At 71.8% G+C, this 17,809-nt stretch carries 15 protein-coding genes; 7 read left to right on the forward strand and 8 right to left on the reverse strand.

All coding sequences use genetic code 11. The features are described 5' to 3' along the window. Positions 1-36: 36 nt before the first annotated feature. The 4 genes from RBJ65_RS33295 to RBJ65_RS33310 form a co-directional block, all read right to left on the reverse strand. Complete coding sequence (locus RBJ65_RS33295; RefSeq protein ID WP_306320187.1) at positions 37-1,272, reverse strand: nitrate/nitrite transporter; 1,236 nt, start codon at positions 1,270-1,272, stop codon at positions 37-39. Continuing rightward, positions 1,269-2,132 (reverse strand): alpha/beta hydrolase, encoded by an 864-nt coding sequence (locus RBJ65_RS33300; protein WP_306320186.1) that lies wholly within the window; start codon positions 2,130-2,132, stop codon positions 1,269-1,271. Before RBJ65_RS33300 ends, RBJ65_RS33295 begins: the two co-directional genes overlap by 4 nt. Continuing rightward, positions 2,129-2,953, reverse strand: coding sequence for an alpha/beta fold hydrolase (locus tag RBJ65_RS33305; RefSeq protein ID WP_306320185.1), 825 nt, complete (start codon positions 2,951-2,953; stop codon positions 2,129-2,131). Before RBJ65_RS33305 ends, RBJ65_RS33300 begins: the two co-directional genes overlap by 4 nt. 200 nt (positions 2,954-3,153) lie before the next feature. Next, positions 3,154-4,335: an FAD-dependent monooxygenase gene (locus RBJ65_RS33310; RefSeq protein ID WP_306320184.1), complete on the reverse strand. Its 1,182-nt coding sequence runs from the start codon at positions 4,333-4,335 to the stop codon at positions 3,154-3,156. A 399-nt stretch (positions 4,336-4,734) separates the two neighbouring features. Between RBJ65_RS33310 and RBJ65_RS33315 the strand changes: the two genes are divergently transcribed. From RBJ65_RS33315 to RBJ65_RS33330, 4 genes are read left to right on the forward strand one after another with little or no spacing between them, the layout of a single operon-like run. Continuing rightward, positions 4,735-5,925, forward strand: a complete 1,191-nt coding sequence (locus tag RBJ65_RS33315; RefSeq protein ID WP_306320183.1) for a cytochrome P450 — start codon at positions 4,735-4,737, stop codon at positions 5,923-5,925. Between the two features lie 37 nt (positions 5,926-5,962). Continuing rightward, positions 5,963-6,160 carry a ferredoxin gene (locus tag RBJ65_RS33320; RefSeq protein WP_306320182.1) on the forward strand — a complete coding sequence of 66 codons (198 nt, stop codon included), beginning with the start codon at positions 5,963-5,965 and terminating at the stop codon, positions 6,158-6,160. Next, entirely contained in the window at positions 6,157-7,407 is a 1,251-nt protein-coding gene (locus RBJ65_RS33325; RefSeq protein ID WP_306320181.1) for an NAD(P)/FAD-dependent oxidoreductase, read from the forward strand. The genes RBJ65_RS33320 and RBJ65_RS33325 overlap by 4 nt, the downstream gene beginning before the upstream one ends. 33 nt (positions 7,408-7,440) lie before the next feature. Next, positions 7,441-8,904 carry an amidohydrolase family protein gene (locus RBJ65_RS33330; protein ID WP_306320180.1) on the forward strand — a complete coding sequence of 488 codons (1,464 nt, stop codon included), beginning with the start codon at positions 7,441-7,443 and terminating at the stop codon, positions 8,902-8,904. Between the two features lie 102 nt (positions 8,905-9,006). On the opposite strand, the gene RBJ65_RS33335 is transcribed toward RBJ65_RS33330, so the two are convergent. Together RBJ65_RS33335 and RBJ65_RS33340 are read right to left on the reverse strand one after the other, a co-directional pair. After that, the gene (locus tag RBJ65_RS33335) at positions 9,007-10,431 is read right to left on the reverse strand and encodes a serine hydrolase (RefSeq protein ID WP_306320179.1); all 1,425 of its coding nucleotides are present in this window, start codon (positions 10,429-10,431) and stop codon (positions 9,007-9,009) included. 111 nt (positions 10,432-10,542) lie between these two features. Further along, complete coding sequence (locus RBJ65_RS33340; RefSeq protein ID WP_306320178.1) at positions 10,543-12,039, reverse strand: DUF6056 family protein; 1,497 nt, start codon at positions 12,037-12,039, stop codon at positions 10,543-10,545. A gap of 229 nt (positions 12,040-12,268) precedes the next feature. Between RBJ65_RS33340 and RBJ65_RS33345 the strand changes: the two genes are divergently transcribed. Beyond that, positions 12,269-13,762, forward strand: a complete 1,494-nt coding sequence (locus RBJ65_RS33345) for a glycosyltransferase (RefSeq protein ID WP_306320177.1) — start codon at positions 12,269-12,271, stop codon at positions 13,760-13,762. Between the two features lie 321 nt (positions 13,763-14,083). Next, on the forward strand, positions 14,084-14,761 hold the full coding sequence (locus RBJ65_RS33350) for an alpha/beta hydrolase (RefSeq protein ID WP_306320176.1): 678 nt from the start codon (positions 14,084-14,086) through the stop codon (positions 14,759-14,761). 1 nt (position 14,762) lies between these two features. Here RBJ65_RS33350 and RBJ65_RS33355 read toward each other — a convergent pair whose 3' ends face one another. Beyond that, entirely contained in the window at positions 14,763-15,086 is a 324-nt protein-coding gene (locus RBJ65_RS33355; RefSeq protein ID WP_306320175.1) for a hypothetical protein, read from the reverse strand. Further along, complete coding sequence (locus tag RBJ65_RS33360) at positions 15,083-15,892, reverse strand: SDR family NAD(P)-dependent oxidoreductase (RefSeq protein ID WP_306320174.1); 810 nt, start codon at positions 15,890-15,892, stop codon at positions 15,083-15,085. Before RBJ65_RS33360 ends, RBJ65_RS33355 begins: the two co-directional genes overlap by 4 nt. A 195-nt stretch (positions 15,893-16,087) precedes the next feature. Between RBJ65_RS33360 and RBJ65_RS33365 the strand changes: the two genes are divergently transcribed. Next, entirely contained in the window at positions 16,088-17,785 is a 1,698-nt protein-coding gene (locus RBJ65_RS33365; protein ID WP_306320173.1) for an amidohydrolase, read from the forward strand. Positions 17,786-17,809: the final 24 nt, after the last annotated feature.

Below are 17,809 nucleotides of genomic sequence, written 5' to 3' on the forward strand. Positions count from 1 at the left end.
TGCGCCGACCCGGTCCTGTGCCGCGGGTCGGCTCCGTCAACGTGGCGCGGCTGTGCGCGGAGCCGGTCCCGATTCCGTGGCGGACGACGCGTCGGCGTTCGCGGCCCGCTCCCCGCGGGCGGCGAACGCGGCCAGGGCGCAGGCGATCCCGACGGCCGCGAGCACCGCCCACGCCGCCGGGTACCCCGCCGCCTCCCGGACCGCCCCGAACACCGGCGGCAGCACGAACGAGCCGATCGCCGCCACCGACAGCATCAGCCCGACCGCCGTCCCCAGGTGCTCGGGCTCGACCCCGGGCGCCCGGCCGGGCGCCGACTGCCACACCGCGAACGTGAAGTTGAACAGGAAGCCGACGGCGCAGGCCAGCGCCACGAACCCGGCCGTCCCCGACAGCGGCAGCAGCGCCAGGCCCACCCCCATCAGCACCGTCCCGGCCAGGAACGGCACCCGCACCCCGGTCCGCGCCGCGCACCACCCCGCCGCCAGACTCCCCGGCACCCCGGCGATGCCGATGAGGAACCCGGCCGCGCCGACCGCCCCGCCCGGCAGCCCGCGGTCGTTCCCGTAGCCGACGATGAGCTGAGAGCCCGTCAAGTAGCCGCCGTACGTGCCGAGGAACGCCACCCCGTACGCCCACACGTTCCGGTTGCCGAGCGCCTGCCGCAGCCCGGCCCGCTCGATCCGCACCCCTTCGAGCCGGTCCTGTCCTGGCGGTACCCGGAAGTACAGCGCGCAGCCGACCGCAGCCACCACACACAGCACCGCGCCGTACGCCAGCGACCAGCGCCACCCGGCGGTGTCCGTGATGCCCGACCACGCGTACAGGCCGAGCGCCGTGCCGGTGGAGAACCCGGCGGCCGAGACACCCAGCGCGAACGCGTGGAAGCGGCCCTGGAACCACACGCTCACCGCCGCGATCCCGACCGCCGAGAACACCGCCGCGCCCGCCCCGCACAGCCCGCGCGCGATCAGCAGCAGCGGAAAGTTCCCGGCGAGCGCCGCGCACAGCGCCCCGACCCCCTCGACGGCGAGCGCCGCCGCGAGCACCGTCCGCATCCCGTAGCGGGTGGCGAGGAACCCGCCGGGTATGTGCAGCAGCCCGTACGCGAGCGCGAACACCGAGATCAGCAGCGCGGTGGCGGCGGGCGTGAGGTCGAACTCGGCCGCGATGGGCCCGAACCCCGTCGACACGTCGAACCAGTTCACCGTCATCGCCACGAAGCCGAACGTGACGAGGCCGAGCATCCGCCACCTCGTCGCGGCCGGACTCACCGCGCTCTCCCGGTGTCGCGCACCAACTCCACGAGCCGGCCGAACAGTTCGGACTTCGGGTCGGCCAGGTCCAGGAACACGTCGTAGTGATGCCGGTCCGGCACCACGAGCAGCTCGGCCGCCGCGTGCTCCGCCCACGCCGCCCGGAAGGCGCGGCTCTGTTCCAGGAACCCGGAGCCGTCGCGCTCCGCCACCGCCACCACGGCGGGCGGGCCGCCGGGGCCGACCGCGAGCAGCGGGCTCAGCGCCGCCGCCCGCTCCCCGTCCAGACCGAGCCACTCGTTGCAGAACGCGTCGACGAGCGGCCGCAGGTCGAACAGGCCACTGATCGGCAGCGCCGCCTTCACCACGTCCACGGGCAGCCCCGCCGCCTCCTGCCAGCCGGGCACCATCAGCGCCCCGGCCAGATGACCTCCCGCCGAACTGCCGCCCACCGTGATCCGCTCCGGGGCGAGGCCGTGCGCGACCCCGCGCCGGTACACCCAGGCGACGGCGGCCCGTACCTGACGCACCATCTCCTCCAGTGGCGCATCCGGTGCGAGCGAGTAGTCCACCGACACCGTGGCGATGCCCTCGGCGTCCAGCGCCCGCGCCATGAACGCGGTGTCGAGCCGGGACAGGCGGCGCCAGTAGCCGCCGTGCACGACGAGGAACACCGGGCGCCGCTCGCCGTCGCGGCCCGGACCCCACACGTCGAGCAGCTCACCACTGGGCTCGTCGTACGCGATCCCGGGATGCCCGGCGAGTCCCTCCACGGCCTCGTCCGAGCGCTCCCGGTAGGCCCGCAGCATCCGCGCGAACTCCGCTTCGCTCACCGTGTGTTGCACCTGATACGCGGCGTCCGCGGCCGGGTCGCTCATCGCGCGGCCGTCGCCGTCAGCGCCACGATCTCCTCGGCCACCAGGGCGGGGGAGTCCAGCGTCGGGAAGTGGGTCGGACCGCCGAGCCGACGGTGCGAGAACCACGGGTGCCCGGCCGAGAACTCCCGCTGCGCCCGCTCGTACGCCTCCGCGTCCGGCTGCGAGAACAGATGGCGGACCGGCCGGGTGTGCGCCATCGCCGCCATCCGCTCCAGCGGCGAACCCCACCGCTCGTACGCGTCCGCGATCACCCGGCAGGAGCGGGCCCACATCTCGAAGCCGAACCCGGCCATCTCCTCGTCGAGATGACGCGCGACCAGCGGGTGCCCGCTGCCGTTGAGCCACGTGTCGAACAGCCCGGCCCGGCCGTGCGTCCAGCGCTCCGGGTCCTGCACCTCGGCCAGTCCCCCGGCGAACTCGGCGGGCGGCGGCGTCATGATCCAGTCGATGACGGTCACCGTCGGCACCCGCTCGGGCCCCAGCCGGTCGGCCAGCTCGATGTTCGCCCAGCCGCCGTGCGACGTCGACACCGGCAGGAACCGGTCGATGCCCAGCTCGTCCAGCACCTTCACGGTGTCGGCGGCCTGCTCGGCGTACCCGAAGTCGGCGACGGGGGAGCGGTCCTCGCCGTGCCCCCGCCAGTCGATCCGCACGACCCGGTGGGTGTCGCTCAGGTACGGCAGGAGCGGGTCGAACAGCCGGTGGTCCTGACACCAGCCGGTCAACAGCACGACCGTAGGTGCCTCGGCGGGGCCGTGCACGTCGTAGGTGATGCGATGCCCGTCGACGACCGCGGTGCGCAGCTCGGTGCCAGCGTCCATGGTGACTCCTCAGATTGGTGTGTCGGCGCTCAGTGGTGTGTCAGCGTTCGGTGGTGTGTCAGCGCTCAGTGGTGTGATCCGGTGCGATCCAGTGGGTGATCCAGTGGGTGATCCGGTGGGTGATCCGGTGGGTGATCCAGTGGGTGATCCGGTGTGTTCCGGTCTGCTCTTGGTGTGTTCGCGATGCGGCCGGCGGGCCGTCAGGCCGCCGATCCGGCGACCGGCTCGGCCCCTGTGGGCACCGCCATCGCCGCCCGCAGCCGCGACGTGCCGAACGTCCGGCACCGGCCCGCCAGGCTCAGCAGCGAGGAACGCGGGGCGTCCGGGACCCGGTTGAGCAGCCGCAGCCGGTACGACCACTGCTGGGTGTGCTCGATCAGCGGGCGCTCCCGCTCCTCCCACGCCGCGAGCCGCTCCTCGATGCCACCGGCCCCTTCGCGGGAGAGCGCGTCGGCGAGCCCGAGCGCGCCCATCATGGCGCAGGCCCCGCCCTGCCCCAGGTACGGCGGCTGGGCGTGCGCGGCGTCCCCTGTGACCGCCACCCGCCCCCGCGACCAGGCACGCAGCGTCAGGAACTCGAACGCGTCCCAGCGGCCGTCGACCCCCGCGCAGGCCCGCAACAGCCGCTCCAGATGCGGGAAGGAACGGACCCACGCGTCGACGTCGACCGGCACCCGGCGCCCCGCCGCGTCGTCCTCGTCCGCCACCAGCGCCACGTACAACTCATCGGCGCTGGACGGTGTGTAGAGCACGCGGCGACGCCCGGCGAAGAACTCCAGGTACTTGTCGGCGTCGCCCGCCGCCACATACCCCTCCGCCCGCGGAACGGTCAGCCGGGTCGCGCCCTGACCCACCCGGGCCCGCGAGGACAGCAACCCGAGCCGGTCGCGCAGCCGGGAGTTGACACCATCGGCGACGACCACCAGATCGGCGCGCGCCTCCTCGCCGCTCGCGGTGCGGATCGTGCCGTCCGGGTCGGCCACCACCACCTCGGAACCGGCGGCGATCTCCACACCGGCCTCCACCGCGCCGTCCACGAGGGCTCCGATCAGCCGCTCGCGCAGCACCGTCAACACCTCTGGCCGGCCGGGGTCGTTGATCGGCAGCCGCTCCACGGGCCGGTCGCGGTGGTCGCGCGTCTCCAGCACCGGGCCGACGTGCGCGCCCGCCACCGCCTGCTCGTAGCGGCCGAGCGCGCGCAGCGCCCGCAGCCCGTTGCCCCACACATAGATCCCGGCGCCGAACGCCCTGATCCGCTCATTGCGCTCGTGCAGCCGCACCGACCAGCCGCGCTGCGCCAGCGCCGTCGCCGCCGTCAACCCGCTGATGCCGCCGCCGACGATCTCGGCGCGGCGGCCCGCAGCACTGGGCGTGATTGCCATCGCGATGCCTCCTGTGGATGATGCGCCTCATCCTGGAAGCCCAGGTCATGTGTGTCGAATGCCGACTTGGCGCCAAGACATGCCCACCCGGACATAGCCGGAGGCCGCCGCAGGTGCCGAAGTTGACATGCCTGCACGGGACACCACGACGTGCCTCCACTGGGCACCACGACATGCCTGCACGGTCCACCACGACATGCCTCCACGGTCCACCACGACGTGCCTCCACTGGGCATCCGACGTACCTCCACGGTCCACCACGACATGCCTCAACGGGCATACCGCGCCCGGAAATCGGCATTAGACACGTCTCGACGGCGCGCCCGAGGATGACCGGCACGCAGCGCAGTCCGCACCGGCCCCACCGAGGGCCCTGCCGAACGAAAGGCGTCACCCCGGATGAGCATCAGCGCCCTCGACCTCCCCGTCTACTCCGAGGACCTCTACGCGGACGACGCCATCACCGACCCGTACCCGCACTACCGCAGACTGCGGGAGCTTGGCCCCGTCGTGCGCCTCGACCGGCACGACGTGTACGCGATCCCGCGCTACGCCGACGTACGCACGGTCCTCGCCGACGACGACACGTTCCGCACCGGCGACGGCGTGTCCCTCAACTCCCACTACAACGCGCTGATCCGGGGCTCCACCTTCGCGAGCGACGGCGACCGGCACACCTTCCTGCGCGGCCTGGTCGGCCACCAACTCACCCCGAAGGCCCTGCGCCCGATGCGGGAACCGGTCGAGTCCACCGCCGCCGGCCTCGTCCAACGCCTCGTCGACCAGGGCTCGTTCGACGCCGTGCACGACCTCGCCCGCGCCATGGTGATGGCGATCGTCCCCGACTTCCTCGGCATCCCCGAGGACGGCCGGGAGCACCTGGTCGACTGGGCGGCGGCGAACTTCAACTGCCACGGCCCGCTCAACTCCCGTGCGAAGGAGTCGCTTCCACTGTCCGAGGCGATGGCCGGCTACGCCCATCACCTCGTCCACGACCGGGCCGCGCGCCCGGAGGGCGTCGCGCACTGCGTCCTGGACGCCCTGGACCGCGGTGACATCGACACGGACCAGGCCGTCTCCCTGATGATCGACTACATCGTGCCGTCCCTGGACACGACGGTCACCGGCCTGTCCACCGCGGTCTGGCTGTTCGCCCGCCACCCCGAGCAGTGGGACCTGGTCCGCGCCGACCCGTCCCTCGTCCCGCGCGCGTTCAAGGAAGTGCTGCGGTACGAGACACCCGTCCGCGCCTTCGGGCGCCGCGTCGCACGGGACACGACGCTCGCCGGTGTCCCGCTCCCCGCCGGCGCCCAGGTACTCGTCATGTTCGCCTCGGCCAACCGTGACGAGGCCAAGTGGGACCGCCCGGACGACTTCGACGTGCTGCGCGACCCCGCCGACCACGTGGGCTTCGGCTACGGCGCGCACGGCTGCGCCGGGCAGGGCCTCGCCCGCCTGGAGACACACGCCGTACTCACCGCGCTCGCCGAACGCGTCGCGCGCTTCGAGGTGGACGAACCCGTGCGCGCCGTCAACAGCCTCATGCGGTCCTTCGACTCCGTCCCTACCCGGATCCGCACGACCCGCTGACGACCGACCTACAGACCTCCCACGACGAAGGAGACCGATGCACATCATCGTTGACACCGCCCGATGCGAGGGGCACGGCATGTGCGAGGAACGGGCCGATCAGCTGTTCCGCCTCGATGACGAGGGCGACCTGCACCTGGTCCACGGTGACCAGGCGATCCCGACCGACCTGGAGGACGACGCACGGTCCGCCGTCGGCGTCTGCCCGGTGGCCGCGCTGCGGGTGCGCGAGTGACCGGCGTGCTGCGGGACATCGTGATCGTCGGTGGTTCGCTGGCCGCGGCCACCGCCGCGGGCGCGCTGCGCACGGCCGGGTTCGACGGCGGCATCACGCTCGTCTCCGACGAACACCGACCGCCCTACACCCGTCCACCGCTCTCCAAGGACATCCTCAAGGGCCGGGCGGAGCCCGAGTCCGCCGCGCTGCCGCTCGCCGAGGGCGTCGACCTGAGGCTCGGGGCCCGGGCCACCGGACTGCGCCCCGACCGGCGCCGCGTCCTGCTGTCCGACGGAGACCAACTCCCGTACGACGGGCTGATCGTGGCCACCGGCGCCCGTGCCCGCAGCCTGGCGGTGGCGGACGGGGCGCCGGAGCTGCGGCTGCGGTCCATGGACGATGCCCTCGCCCTGCGCTCCGCGGTGCGCGACGCGCGCACCGTGGCCGTCATCGGCGGCGGCCCCCTCGGCATGGAAGTGGCCTCCGCCTGCCGGGAACTGGGCCGCGAGGTCACCGTCGTCGACCCCGAGCCGCCGATGCGACGCCAGCTTGGCGGCTACCTGGCCGACCTGCTGACCCATGCGGCCCACGACGCGGGCGTACGGTTCGTCAGGCCCGGCGGCCCGGTGGCCGTCGCGTCCGACGGGGCGGGCGGCGCGGTGGTCGTCGGCCAGGACGTGCGAGTGGCGGCCGACGTGGTGGTCACCGCCGCGGGCGACCTCCCGAACACGGAGTGGCTGGCCGGCTCCGGACTGCCGCTCGACCGCGGCCTGTTGGTCGACGGCACGCTCACGGTGGCGCCGGGCATCGTCGCGGCGGGCGACGTGGTGGCGTGGCGGGACGGCGGGGCGAGCGCCCGCACCCCGCTGTGGACACACGCGCTCGACCAGGCGACGGCCGCCGCGTCCGCGCTCCTGAACCCGGGTACGGCCGCGAAGTACCGGGCCCGCCCTTACTTCTGGACCGAGCAGTTCGGCCTCGCCGTCAAGGTCTGCGGCACCATCCCCGCCGACGCGCGGCCGACGGTTCTCGACGGCTCGTACGCGGACCGCCGCCTCCTCCTGCAATGGGAAGCACACGAAACCCCGGTCGCGGCCGCCACCGTCAACCACCGCATGCCGATCACCCGGCTGCGCCGCCTGGCGACGGCCGCACCGCAGACACCGGCCACCCACGCCACCAGCGGACCCACCACTCACGCCATCAGCGGACCCACCACCCACGCCGCCACCCACGCCACCTCCCACGCCACCAGCCACCCCTGACAGGCCCCCGAGGGCCGGAATCGAGTCAGCCCCATGGGCACCCGACGCACCGTCATCTCCGGCGGCCACGTGATCAGCATGGACCGCTCCCTGGGCGACATCCCGGGCGGCGCCGTCCTCATCGAGAACGAGCGGATCGTCCAAGTCGCCCGCTCGGCGCAGGAGCTGGCCGGAGTGGACGCCGAACGCATCGACGCTACCGGCGGCTATGTGCTGCCCGGCATGATCGACAGCCACCGGCACACCTGGCTGGCCCTGCTCCGCGGCATCTCCGCCGACCAGGCGCTGCTGGAATTCATCGCGAACACCTTCTACCGCACCGGAGCCGTCATGGGGGCGGCGGAGATGGGCACGGCGACCCTGGTCGGCGCCCTGGAGGCGCTGGACGCGGGTGTCACCTCCATCTTCGACTGCTCGGACTGCGTGAACAGCCCCGAGCACGCCGACGCCAACATCGAGGGCCTGCGGACCGCGGGCCTGCGCTCCGTGTACGCGTACGGCATGCAGCGCTACGACTACGAACCCCCGGGGTTCAAGCGGCACACCGATCGCCTGGCCGACGCCGCCCGCGTCCGCGCCGAGCACTTCTCCGGCGACGACGCCATGCACCAAATGGGCATGCTCTACAGCGACTTCGGCACCATCCCGTTCCACGACACGGCCGCCGAGATCCGTCAGGCAGCCGAACTGGACGTGCACGGCGCCTCGCACACCGGCGCGGCGGCGGGCTCCTCCCTGCTGCGCGGCCTGCGCGAGCTGCACGACCACGGCCTGCTCCGCGAGGGCCATCTGCACGTGCACTGCAACGGCCTCGACGAGCAGGAGTGGAAACTGCTCGGCGACAGCGGCGCGCACGTCGCCACCTCACCGGAGACCGAACTGCAAATGGGCATGGGCCTGTTGCCGATCCGCCCGGCGATGCGCAACGGCATCGCACCCGGCATCGGCACCGACAGTGTCATCTGCGGCTCCGGCGACCTGTTCGGCCAGCTGCGCCTCGCCCTGCAACACCAGCGGGCCATGGACTGCCTGCCCGTCCACGCCGAGGGCCGCGCACCGCTCGAACTCGACCTCACCGTGCGCTCCGCCCTCACCTGGGCCACCGCCAACGGCGCCCGGATCATGGGCCTGGAGTCCGCGATCGGCTCCCTGACGCCCGGCAAGCTCGCCGACGTGATCGTCGTCAAGCCACGCTGGAACGTGGTGCGTTCCAGCGCGCCGGCCGCCACCGTCGTCCTCCAGTCCGGCGCGGCCGACGTCGAGACCGTGCTCGTCAACGGGCAGGTACGGAAGCGGGACGGCCAACTCGTCGGACACGACCTCACCGCACTGCGCTCCCGGGCGAACGCCGCTCTCGACGCCATCGAGCGCGCCGTGGCCGCACTCCCCGAACACGGCCCGCAGGCCCTTGCGGCCTTCGTCGGCCAGGCCGAACGCGCCGCGACCGTCCACTACGCCGATGCCTACCGGGAGGATGTCGCCCCCACGGCCGGGTAGTTGGCCCCTCCGCCCGTGCGGACCCGCACCCCTTGTCACGCAGGGCCGTCAGGGCCTACGTTGAGCGCTCGTTCGGGGGCCTGCTCGTCCAGGAGGCCGCCGCTACAGCAGCCCCGGCAGCGCCCGCAGGTTCTGCGCCAGCCCCTTCGTGGGAATGGTCCCGTCGCAGAACACGAGGTTGCAGTGCGGGTTGGTGACCGCGTCGCTGAGCAGCACCGCCGGATCCAGGTAGTTCCTGGGGTTCACGTCCAGGTCGATGGGGTCGCCGGGGTAGGGGCCCGGATCGTGGACGTGCGCGTCCTCGACGGCAGACATCAGGGCGCGGAAGAACGTCCACTGCATTTCGTCCGGTGCCGAACCGAGCAGAACGGGCGGGTCGAGGGCCAGGCTGCCGAAGTATCCCGTGGTGACCACCGTCATGTTCAGGCTGGGGATCATGATGGCCAGTTGGCCGCCCGTGCCGTTCATTTCGTAGGCGTCGGCAGGCGCCGAGGGGATCGCGTGGCGCCGCAAGGTCTGGGCCGTGGGAATGTCGGCTCCGGTGCACGGCTTTCCGCGGTTGGTCCAGAACAGCAGCCCGTAACAGCCGTTGGTTGCATGGGGCCGGCTGACGGCGGCGACGTACGAGGACGGGACGACCTGGGAGCCGTTCCAGCGCCCGTGGTTGCTCATCAGCAGGGCGAGGCGCGCGAGTTGAGGTGGCGTCAGGAAGAGGTGGGCGTAGCCGTAGGCGTTTCCCGAGCGGTCGCGCAACCAGAAGTAGCTTCCGCGCTCGATGCCGATCGGGCCGAACAGACGCTCCTGGGCGAAGTCCACGAGGTCCTGGTGGACGGCGCGCTGGACGACGTAGGCGAGCAGGGCCGGGCCGAGCTGGCTGTACTGGAAGGTGGTCCCCGGCTTGTGCACGAACGGCTGGGACAGCGCCTCCTGCGCGAGATGCGGATCGGTTCCCGTGGTGGCTGCCTCGGAGACGATGGACTGCCGCAGGCCGCTGGTCTGCGTCAGGAGCTGTCGTACGGTGATGGCGCGATGTGCCGCGTCGCCCCAGCCGGGGCCGGTGGGCAGGTGCCGGCCGATGGGGTCGTCGAGGCGCAACTCGCCCTGGCCGACGGCGATTCCGGTGAGCATCGACACGACCGACTTCGTCGCGCTCCACAGATTGTTGTGCACCGCCCCGCCGACGGCTTCGAGCGGATGCGTGGCGACCAGACAGTTGTTGCGGAAGACCTGCACCGACAGGCGCAGCCGCGTGCTCAACGTGGTGACAGCGGAGACGAGTCGGGCGGCGTCCAGGTTCTCCTGCGCTGGGGTGGCGGTGCCGAAGGGGTCCGAGGCCGATGGGGTGCCGCAGGTCTTCGGCGCGGTGGTGGCGGAGGCGGCAATGGGAGCGGAGGCGGCAGTGGTGGCGGGGGCGGCAGTGGTGGCGGGGGCGGCAGTGGTGGCGGAGGCCGTGGTGCTGCCGGGCCCCACCGCGACACCGGCCACCAGCGCGCACGTCAGGATGATCCGGCCCACCAGTCGTCGCATCCTGACCGCTTCCTCGCACAGTTCGGCAGGCGGCCGTCCCTCGACCGCGGACCGGCCGAGCGTAAGGTGTGATGTGCACGTACACAAGTCCCGTACGCGGGAACGCAGTTGTCAGGGCAGCTTGTGGCTCTGGGTGATGTGTCGCACGTCGTAGTAGTGGGCGATGCACGAGGCCGGCCACTTCGCGCGCCCGCCGTGCCGGAACGGTTCGGTCATCCTGGCCAGCGGGAGCCGCTTGTACGGGAGGACCTCGCCGCCGGCGGCGGCCCGGGCGCGCATCGCGCGGTCCTGGCGGTCCCAGTCGTGCGCGTGGGCGGTGATGTCCGAGGCCAGACCCCCGAGCGACGCGGTGAGCGAGAGACAGACGACGGCGCACACCACACCACCCGCGGCCAGCACCGGAGTCGCCGACCGCACCCGGCCCCGGCCCCGGACCCCGCCCCGCACGACACACCCGGCGAGGGCGCCCACGTACACGAGAAGCAGGACGTAGAGCAGGAGGTAGTCGTTCCACAGGCGGGTCGAGGACACCACCGCCTTCCCGAAGACGGGATACGTGATCACCGTGCACACGTAGCCGGAGACCAGCAGTGTGCAGACCCAGGCAGTGGCCACCAGTACCTGGTTCCTGCCGGGGACGACGCGCCCCGCCGGGCCGGACACCAGCACACCGACGACGAGGCCGACCGCGAGCGCCCCCACGTACGGCCAGGTCGTGAGCACCGAGGCCATGATCTCGCCGAAGCCCCGCAAGGCCCCGAGCAGCGAGTCGGCCGTCAGTATCGTCGAGGCGTGCTTGCGCTCCCTGCGGCGCACCGAGCCGGGTGATGTGTAGAGGACGAGGACGCCGATCGCCGTGCTCGCGATGCCGGCCCCGCAGCACACCCGCAGGAACCGGCGGCGCGCCGCGGGGAAGAGGCGGCCGCTGAGCAGCAGCGCACACGCGAGGGCGGTCGCGACGACGACGCTCGTCTCCTCCGAGAGCAGGCCAAGGGCGACGCCCGTGACGACGACCGCGAGCAGCGCCAGGACCTTCCCGCGCCGGGTCGCCGCCCGCAGCACCGGGACGGCGGCCGCGCAGGCGAACACCGGGGGCAGCGTGTGGGAGACCGCGGCGGCGGGCCAGTAGAACGTCTTGTAGGTGTTGGGCGAGCCGAACAGGAACAAGGCCGTCACCATGGCCGCCACCAACAGCGGCACCCCGCGCGGAACACGCAGCCGGGCGGCCCGCACGACCGCCGCGACGAAGGCCCACAGCAGCGCCAGTACGACGACCCCGCAGGCCGGCGCGAACCACCGCTGACCCGCCTCGCCGAACCGGGCATAGGCCCACACCAGAACGGCGTTGACGATCCGTCCGTTGTCGTGGAGGTAGAACTTGCCGACCATGGCGGGCAGTCCACCGTCGCGAACCACTGGAAGGAAGCACCAGTCGTCGCCACCGGGGCGCACCCAGCGGGCGGTCCACGCCGCGAAGGCGAACACCGCCAGCGGCAGGAGCGCGAGCAGCCCCGGCGGCACGCGTGTCCACCGGCCGCCCGGCTTCCGCTCTTCCGGTACGACACCAGTACCCCGGTCGCGAACGACCTCTTCCGGCGCGTGGACCACGGACTGCCGCCTTCCCATTGGCACCGGACGGAATATCTCCCGGCGCGAAGATACGTTTTGCAGTGTGCCGACAACCGGTTCCGCCATCTCGGCCCGAAATGTGTCGCCGTCACGAGCCTACATAGACACAGCCGTTCAGCCCTGCCTTCTTACCGTTATCTTGAGTTGATGCGTCATGGTGGTGCCGTGGTCGTAAAGGCCGCACTTCACACACCTGCTGGGGTGGCAAATGGAAGCGTGTCAGGTCTCAGTTGTTGTGCCGTGTTTCAACGAAGAAGAGGTGATCCACGCATTTCACCGCGCACTCCTGGAAGTCCTGGACGGGACGGGGCGAACCTTCGAGATCTGTTACGTCGATGACGGCAGCCGCGACACCACACGCGCCCAACTCCGGGCCCTCGCCGCCACGGACGAGCGCGTCCGCTACACCTCCTTCAGCCGGAACTTCGGCAAGGAGGCGGCCATGCTCGCGGGGCTGCGCATGTCACGCGGCGACGTCGTGGCCCTGATGGACGCCGACCTCCAGCACCCGCCCGGACTGCTGTGCCGCATGCTCGAACTGCGACAGCACGGCTACGACCAGGTCGTGGCCCGCCGGGACCGCTCCGGCGAGGGCGTGCTGCGCAGGGCCGTCAGCTCGGCGTACTACCGGGCCATGGGGCGCTGCATGGACGTCGATGTCGTCGACGGCGAGGGCGACTTCAGGCTGTTGTCGCGGCGCGCCGTGCGGGCCGTGCTCGACCTGCCGGAGGCCAACCGGTTCTCCAAAGGGATCTTCTCCTGGATCGGCTTCGACACCGTCAGCTTCACGTACCACAACGTGGGCCGCGCCGCCGGACGGTCGAAATGGGGCGGCCGACGCCTGCTCAACTACGGAATCGACGGCCTCCTCTCCTTCAACAGCCGCCCGCTGCGCCTGGTCATCTACGCGGGGCTCGCGCTGGCGCTCGCGGCCTTCGCGTACGCGCTGTGGATCGCGGCGAACGTCGTCACGCACGGCGTCGACGTGCCCGGCTTCGCCACGCTGCTGGTCGCCGTCGCGGCCCTCGGCGGCATCCAACTCGCCACCCTCGGCGTCATCGGCGAGTACGTCGGCCGGATCTATGGCGAGACGAAACGCAGGCCGCCCTACGTGGTGCGGGAGACCGAGGCGAGCGCCCACGGCACCGGAACGCCGCCGATTCCGGCCCCGACCCCGACCCTGGTTCCAGTCCCAGTCCCAGTCCCAGTCACAGTCCGGGTCCCGGTCCGGGAGCGCGACGGGCTGCGCACCTTTCGGCAGTTCGTCGTCTTCGGACTGATCGGAATCATCAACACCGCCGTCTACATGGCCGTTTACGCCTCCCTCAACCGCTGGATCCCGTATCTGATCGCCCACGTGATCGGATTCTCGGTCAGCGTCGTCGGCTCGTTCCTGCTGAATACCTACATCACTTGCCGCACAAAGCCGACGTGGCGGGCCTTCTTCCGCTTTCCCCTGTCGAGCCTCGTGAACCTGCTATTCAGCGGCACACTCCTATTTCTCGGCGTGCACATGTTGGGAACGGGAAAGAACATCACGGCCCTCGCGGCGGGCATCCTCGCGACGCCCCTGTCGTTCCTGATCGCCCGCTGGGCCATCAATTCCGGTACCCGGCACGCCGTGCGGCAAGAGGTGGACCGGGCGACGGCATTCGACCGTTCCGCCGACCTTCCGAGGCAGGAGGAGCACCAGACTCTGTGAGACGTGAACGGGGCCCCGGCCGCCGACTGCCGGGGCCCCACTCAGGACAGCGCCAAGGGAACAGTGGCTGTTACATGCATAGGGTGCTCGCCCCGCCTCGTCGACGGTGCGGCGTTGTAGCCGTCGGAATGGCCCGTTTCGGCCTATCTGTGCGGCTTCCGAAGGGTGTTCTCCGGTTGGACAATGCGGCCACCACGTCCTCGTTCGACGCATGGAGTGCGCCGCGAGGGTGGCCAGGTGGTTCGTCACACAACGATCGCGGGCGCGCTCGCCTCATCACCGCATCGACCACGGCGCCCGCAAACGAGGAGCTCGCTGACGATGGCTACGTATGTATTGATTCCGGGAGCAGGGACCAGCCCCTGGTACTGGCATCTGCTGGAGGCCGAACTGTGTGGGCGGGGCCATGACGTGGTGGCGGTGGACCTGCCGTGCGACGACGACTCGGCCGGGCTGGCCGAGTACGCCGACACGGTGGTCGACGCCATCGGCGACCGCACCGGCCTGATCCTGGTGGCCCACTCCTTCGGCGGGTTCACCGCACCGCTGGTGTGCGACCGCCTGCCGGTGGACCTGCTCGTGATGCTCCAGGCGCAGATCCCGGCACCGGGGGAGACCCCGGGCCAGTGGTGGGCCAACACCGGCTACGAGCAGGCCAGGCGCGAGCAGGACGAACGCGACGGCAGGCACCCCGACGACGACACCGCCCTCTTCCACCACGACACCCCGCCGGAACTGGCCGCCGAGGCCGACAAGCACACGCGCACACAGTCGGCGACACCGTTCCTGGTGCCATGGCCGCTGGCCGCATGGCCGGACGTGCCCACGAAGTTCCTGCTGTCCCGCGACGACCGCTTCTTCCCAGCCGAGTTCATGCGCCGCATCGTGCGGGAGCGCCTGGGCATCACCCCCGACGAACTCCCCGGCGACCACTGCCCCATGCTCGGCCACCCCACAGAACTGGCCGACCGCCTGGAGTCGTACCGATCCGAGGCATAGCTCAACTACCCGCATCCGGCGCCCAGTTCCCCTCCTTGAGGTCCTTGAGGTCCCTGAGGCCGTCGAACATGGTCGTGACCTGACCGCGTGAGGTGAAGCCGAGACCGAGGGCTGCGTTCACGAGTTCGTCGACCGGGAGGGCCTGACCGTACGTGTGCTCGCGGGTGAAGCGCTCCGCGCCGAGCGCCGACATCGGACCGGCCTCCGTGCGGTGGTGCGCCTCGACCAGCCCCGGTGACCCCCACAGCAGCGTGCCCGCCGCGTGCCACAGGGGCGCCGCGCCGCCCAGGAGCCGGGCCCCGTGCTCGTACTTGCCCGGTGTCACCGCGGCGTGACCCGGAACTCGAAGGGCACCGCACCCGGGTCGACGACCGTGGTGCCACCGTCGACGGTGAGCGTGGTGCCGTTGACGTACGAGGAGTGCGGGCCCAGCAGCCACAGCACGGCCTCCGCGACCTCCCGCGCCTCGGCGGGGCGGCGCTGCGGGACGAGCGCGGTCACCTGCTCGTAGGAATCCTCGACCCCGAGCCCCAACGGGCCGCCGAATTCCCGCATTTCCTCGTCGGCCATCCCGGTGCGCGTCCACCCCGGGCACACCGTGTTGGCGCGCACACCACGCGGCCCGAACTCGGCCGCGAGCGTCGTCGTCAGCATGGTGGCTCCGGCCTTCGACGCGGCGTACGCGGACATGCCGCCCGACGCGCGCAGCCCGGCGATGGAGCCGACCGTCACGAACGCACCCTGGGATGCGACGAGTTGCGGCATTCCGGCGCGCGCGAGCAGGAACACCGACGTGAGATTGGTGCGCAGCGTCGCGTCCCAGTCCTCGTCGCTGAGGTCGAGCACCCCGCCCGGACGCATCACCCCGGCGTTGGCGACGATGCCGTCGAGCCGTCCATGGTCCCGTACGACATCGGCCACCAGGCCCTCGACCTGCTCGCGGGAGGTGACATCGGCGACGTAGGGCGTCGCTCCGCAGTCACCGGCGACTTTGCGCAGGGTGTCGGCCCGGCGCCCGCAGATGGCGACGCGGGCCCCGGCCGCGGCGGCCCGCACGGCGACGGCCGCGCCGATGCCGCTGCTGGCACCCGCCACGAGATGCACGGGAGTCGAGGGTGCGGTGGGGTGCATGTGTTCTCCGTGGTGGTGGTGATCGTGCGGGGCGGGAAGGGTGGGTTGTTTGGGGCCGTACGTTATGTGTGGCGCGATGCCCGCACAACCCTTGCCCGCGCGTTCCCGCCCTCCTAATGTTTGACCTCAAACGATCCGAGTGTCCGCCTGACCCACCTGACCCGTCGCACCACGTCCCCTTCAGAGAGGTCACCCATGTCCGAAACGGCCGAGCTGATCCTGACCGGCGGCGAAGTGCTCACCGTCGACTCGGAGTTCACCGTCGCGCAGGCCGTGGCCGTGCGCGGAAACCGCATCCTCGCCGTGGGGAGTGACACGGAGATCCGGGCGCTCGCCGGACCCGGCACCCGATCGCTCGACCTCGCCGGCCGCACCGTGCTGCCGGGCATCAACGACTCCCATCTGCACGGCGCTACATGGGGGTTGACCCGGCCACCGTTCGCGCTCGCCGTCGGGCACCCGGCCGTGCGGTCCATCGCGGACATCGCCGACGCGGTGCGGCGGGCCGCGGCCGAGACACCGGCAGGGGAGTGGATCACCGGCATCGGCTGGGACGTCGGGTACCTCGCCGAGTGTGTCGCCGACCCGGGGCGGCGCCCGCACCGCCTCGACCTGGACGCCGCCGCCCCGCACCACGCGGTCTGCCTGACCGACTTCTCCGGCCACATGACCTGGGCGAACAGCAAGGCGCTCGAACTGGCCGGCATCGAGCGGGGTGTCACCGCGCCGCCCGGTGGTGTCATCGAGACCGACGCCGCCGACGTACCCACCGGCATCCTCAAGGAGGCGGCACAAGCGGCCGTCCAGGAGCTGGTCCCGCCCGCGACCGTCGCCCAGCGCAAGGCGGCGATCCGGTCGGCGGTCGCAGCGCTGCACGCCGAGGGCATCACCAGTTACACCGAGCCGGGGCTCGGCCCCGGCGGCACCCGGATCCTCGGCGGCGGCCTCGGCACGGACTCGCTCGACGCCTACGTCGAGCTGGCCCGCGCCGGTGAACTGGCCGCCCGCGTCAGCGTGTTGCTGCTGCCCGCACCGATGGGCGGCTCGGCGGCCGACGTACGGGAGAACCTGGCAGGGCTCGGAGTACCGGACGACGTGGCGGCCGACCGGCTCGCCGTCATCGGGGTCAAGGTGTTCGCGGACGGTGTGCCGCCCAACGAGACCGGCTGGATGAGCGAGCCCTACGCGGGCGGTGGCCGCGGCGCGCTCTGCGTCCACGGCTCCGACCCGGGCCTGCAACAGGCGGAGCTCGCCGAGATGGTGCGGATCGCCCACGAGGCCGGGTACCAGCTGGGCGTGCATGTCACGGGGGACCGGGCGATCGACGCGGTGGTGGACTCCTTCGTCGCCGCCCACGACGCCCACCCGCGGCCCGACGCGCGCCACTACGTCATCCACGGTGACTTCGTGTCCGCCGCGAGCCTCAAGAAACTGGCCGCGCACGGCTACGGCGTGAACATGAACCCGGCCATCAAGTGGACCATCGCCGACCTGATGGACGAGGTCGTCGGCAAGGTGCGCTCCGACTACCAGTGGCCGGTCCGCTCCGCGAACGAGGCCGGTGTCGCGGTGTGCGCCAGCTCCGACGCCCCCATCACCGAGCCCAACTGGCGCCAGGGCGTCAGCGCGATGCTGCTGCGCGAGTCCAAGGCGACGGGCCGGGTGAGCGGCCCGGAGGAACGCGTCACCCTGGAAGTGGCCCTGCGCGCCTACACCGTCAACGCCGCCCGCCAGGACTTCGCCGAGTCCTGGAAGGGCAGCATCGAGGCGGGCAAGGTGGCCGACCTGTGCGTCCTCGGCGGCGATCTGCGCGCCACCGACCCGCACGACATCCCGGCACTGCCGATCGACCTCACGGTGTTCGACGGGGAGGTCGTCTTTGAGCGGGTGTGACGGCTTCGAGCGGGTGTGACGGCC

It is taken from the genome of Streptomyces sp. KL109B (assembly GCF_030766935.1).
Lineage (GTDB): Bacteria > Actinomycetota > Actinomycetes > Streptomycetales > Streptomycetaceae > Streptomyces.

What these genes read in the sequence shown, in the direction of transcription:
- RBJ65_RS33300 (WP_306320186.1), bottom strand. Translation starts at nt 2,132, where the DNA reads ATGAGCGACCCGGCCGCGGACGCCGCGTATCAGGTGCAACACACGGTG.
- RBJ65_RS33305 (WP_306320185.1), bottom strand. Translation starts at nt 2,953, where the DNA reads ATGGACGCTGGCACCGAGCTGCGCACCGCGGTCGTCGACGGGCATCGC.
- RBJ65_RS33310 (WP_306320184.1), bottom strand. Translation starts at nt 4,335, where the DNA reads ATGGCAATCACGCCCAGTGCTGCGGGCCGCCGCGCCGAGATCGTCGGC.
- RBJ65_RS33315 (WP_306320183.1), top strand. Translation starts at nt 4,735, where the DNA reads ATGAGCATCAGCGCCCTCGACCTCCCCGTCTACTCCGAGGACCTCTAC.
- RBJ65_RS33320 (WP_306320182.1), top strand. Translation starts at nt 5,963, where the DNA reads ATGCACATCATCGTTGACACCGCCCGATGCGAGGGGCACGGCATGTGC.
- RBJ65_RS33330 (WP_306320180.1), top strand. Translation starts at nt 7,441, where the DNA reads ATGGGCACCCGACGCACCGTCATCTCCGGCGGCCACGTGATCAGCATG.
- RBJ65_RS33335 (WP_306320179.1), bottom strand. Translation starts at nt 10,431, where the DNA reads ATGCGACGACTGGTGGGCCGGATCATCCTGACGTGCGCGCTGGTGGCC.
- RBJ65_RS33345 (WP_306320177.1), top strand. Translation starts at nt 12,269, where the DNA reads ATGGAAGCGTGTCAGGTCTCAGTTGTTGTGCCGTGTTTCAACGAAGAA.
- RBJ65_RS33350 (WP_306320176.1), top strand. Translation starts at nt 14,084, where the DNA reads ATGGCTACGTATGTATTGATTCCGGGAGCAGGGACCAGCCCCTGGTAC.
- RBJ65_RS33360 (WP_306320174.1), bottom strand. Translation starts at nt 15,892, where the DNA reads ATGCACCCCACCGCACCCTCGACTCCCGTGCATCTCGTGGCGGGTGCC.
- RBJ65_RS33365 (WP_306320173.1), top strand. Translation starts at nt 16,088, where the DNA reads ATGTCCGAAACGGCCGAGCTGATCCTGACCGGCGGCGAAGTGCTCACC.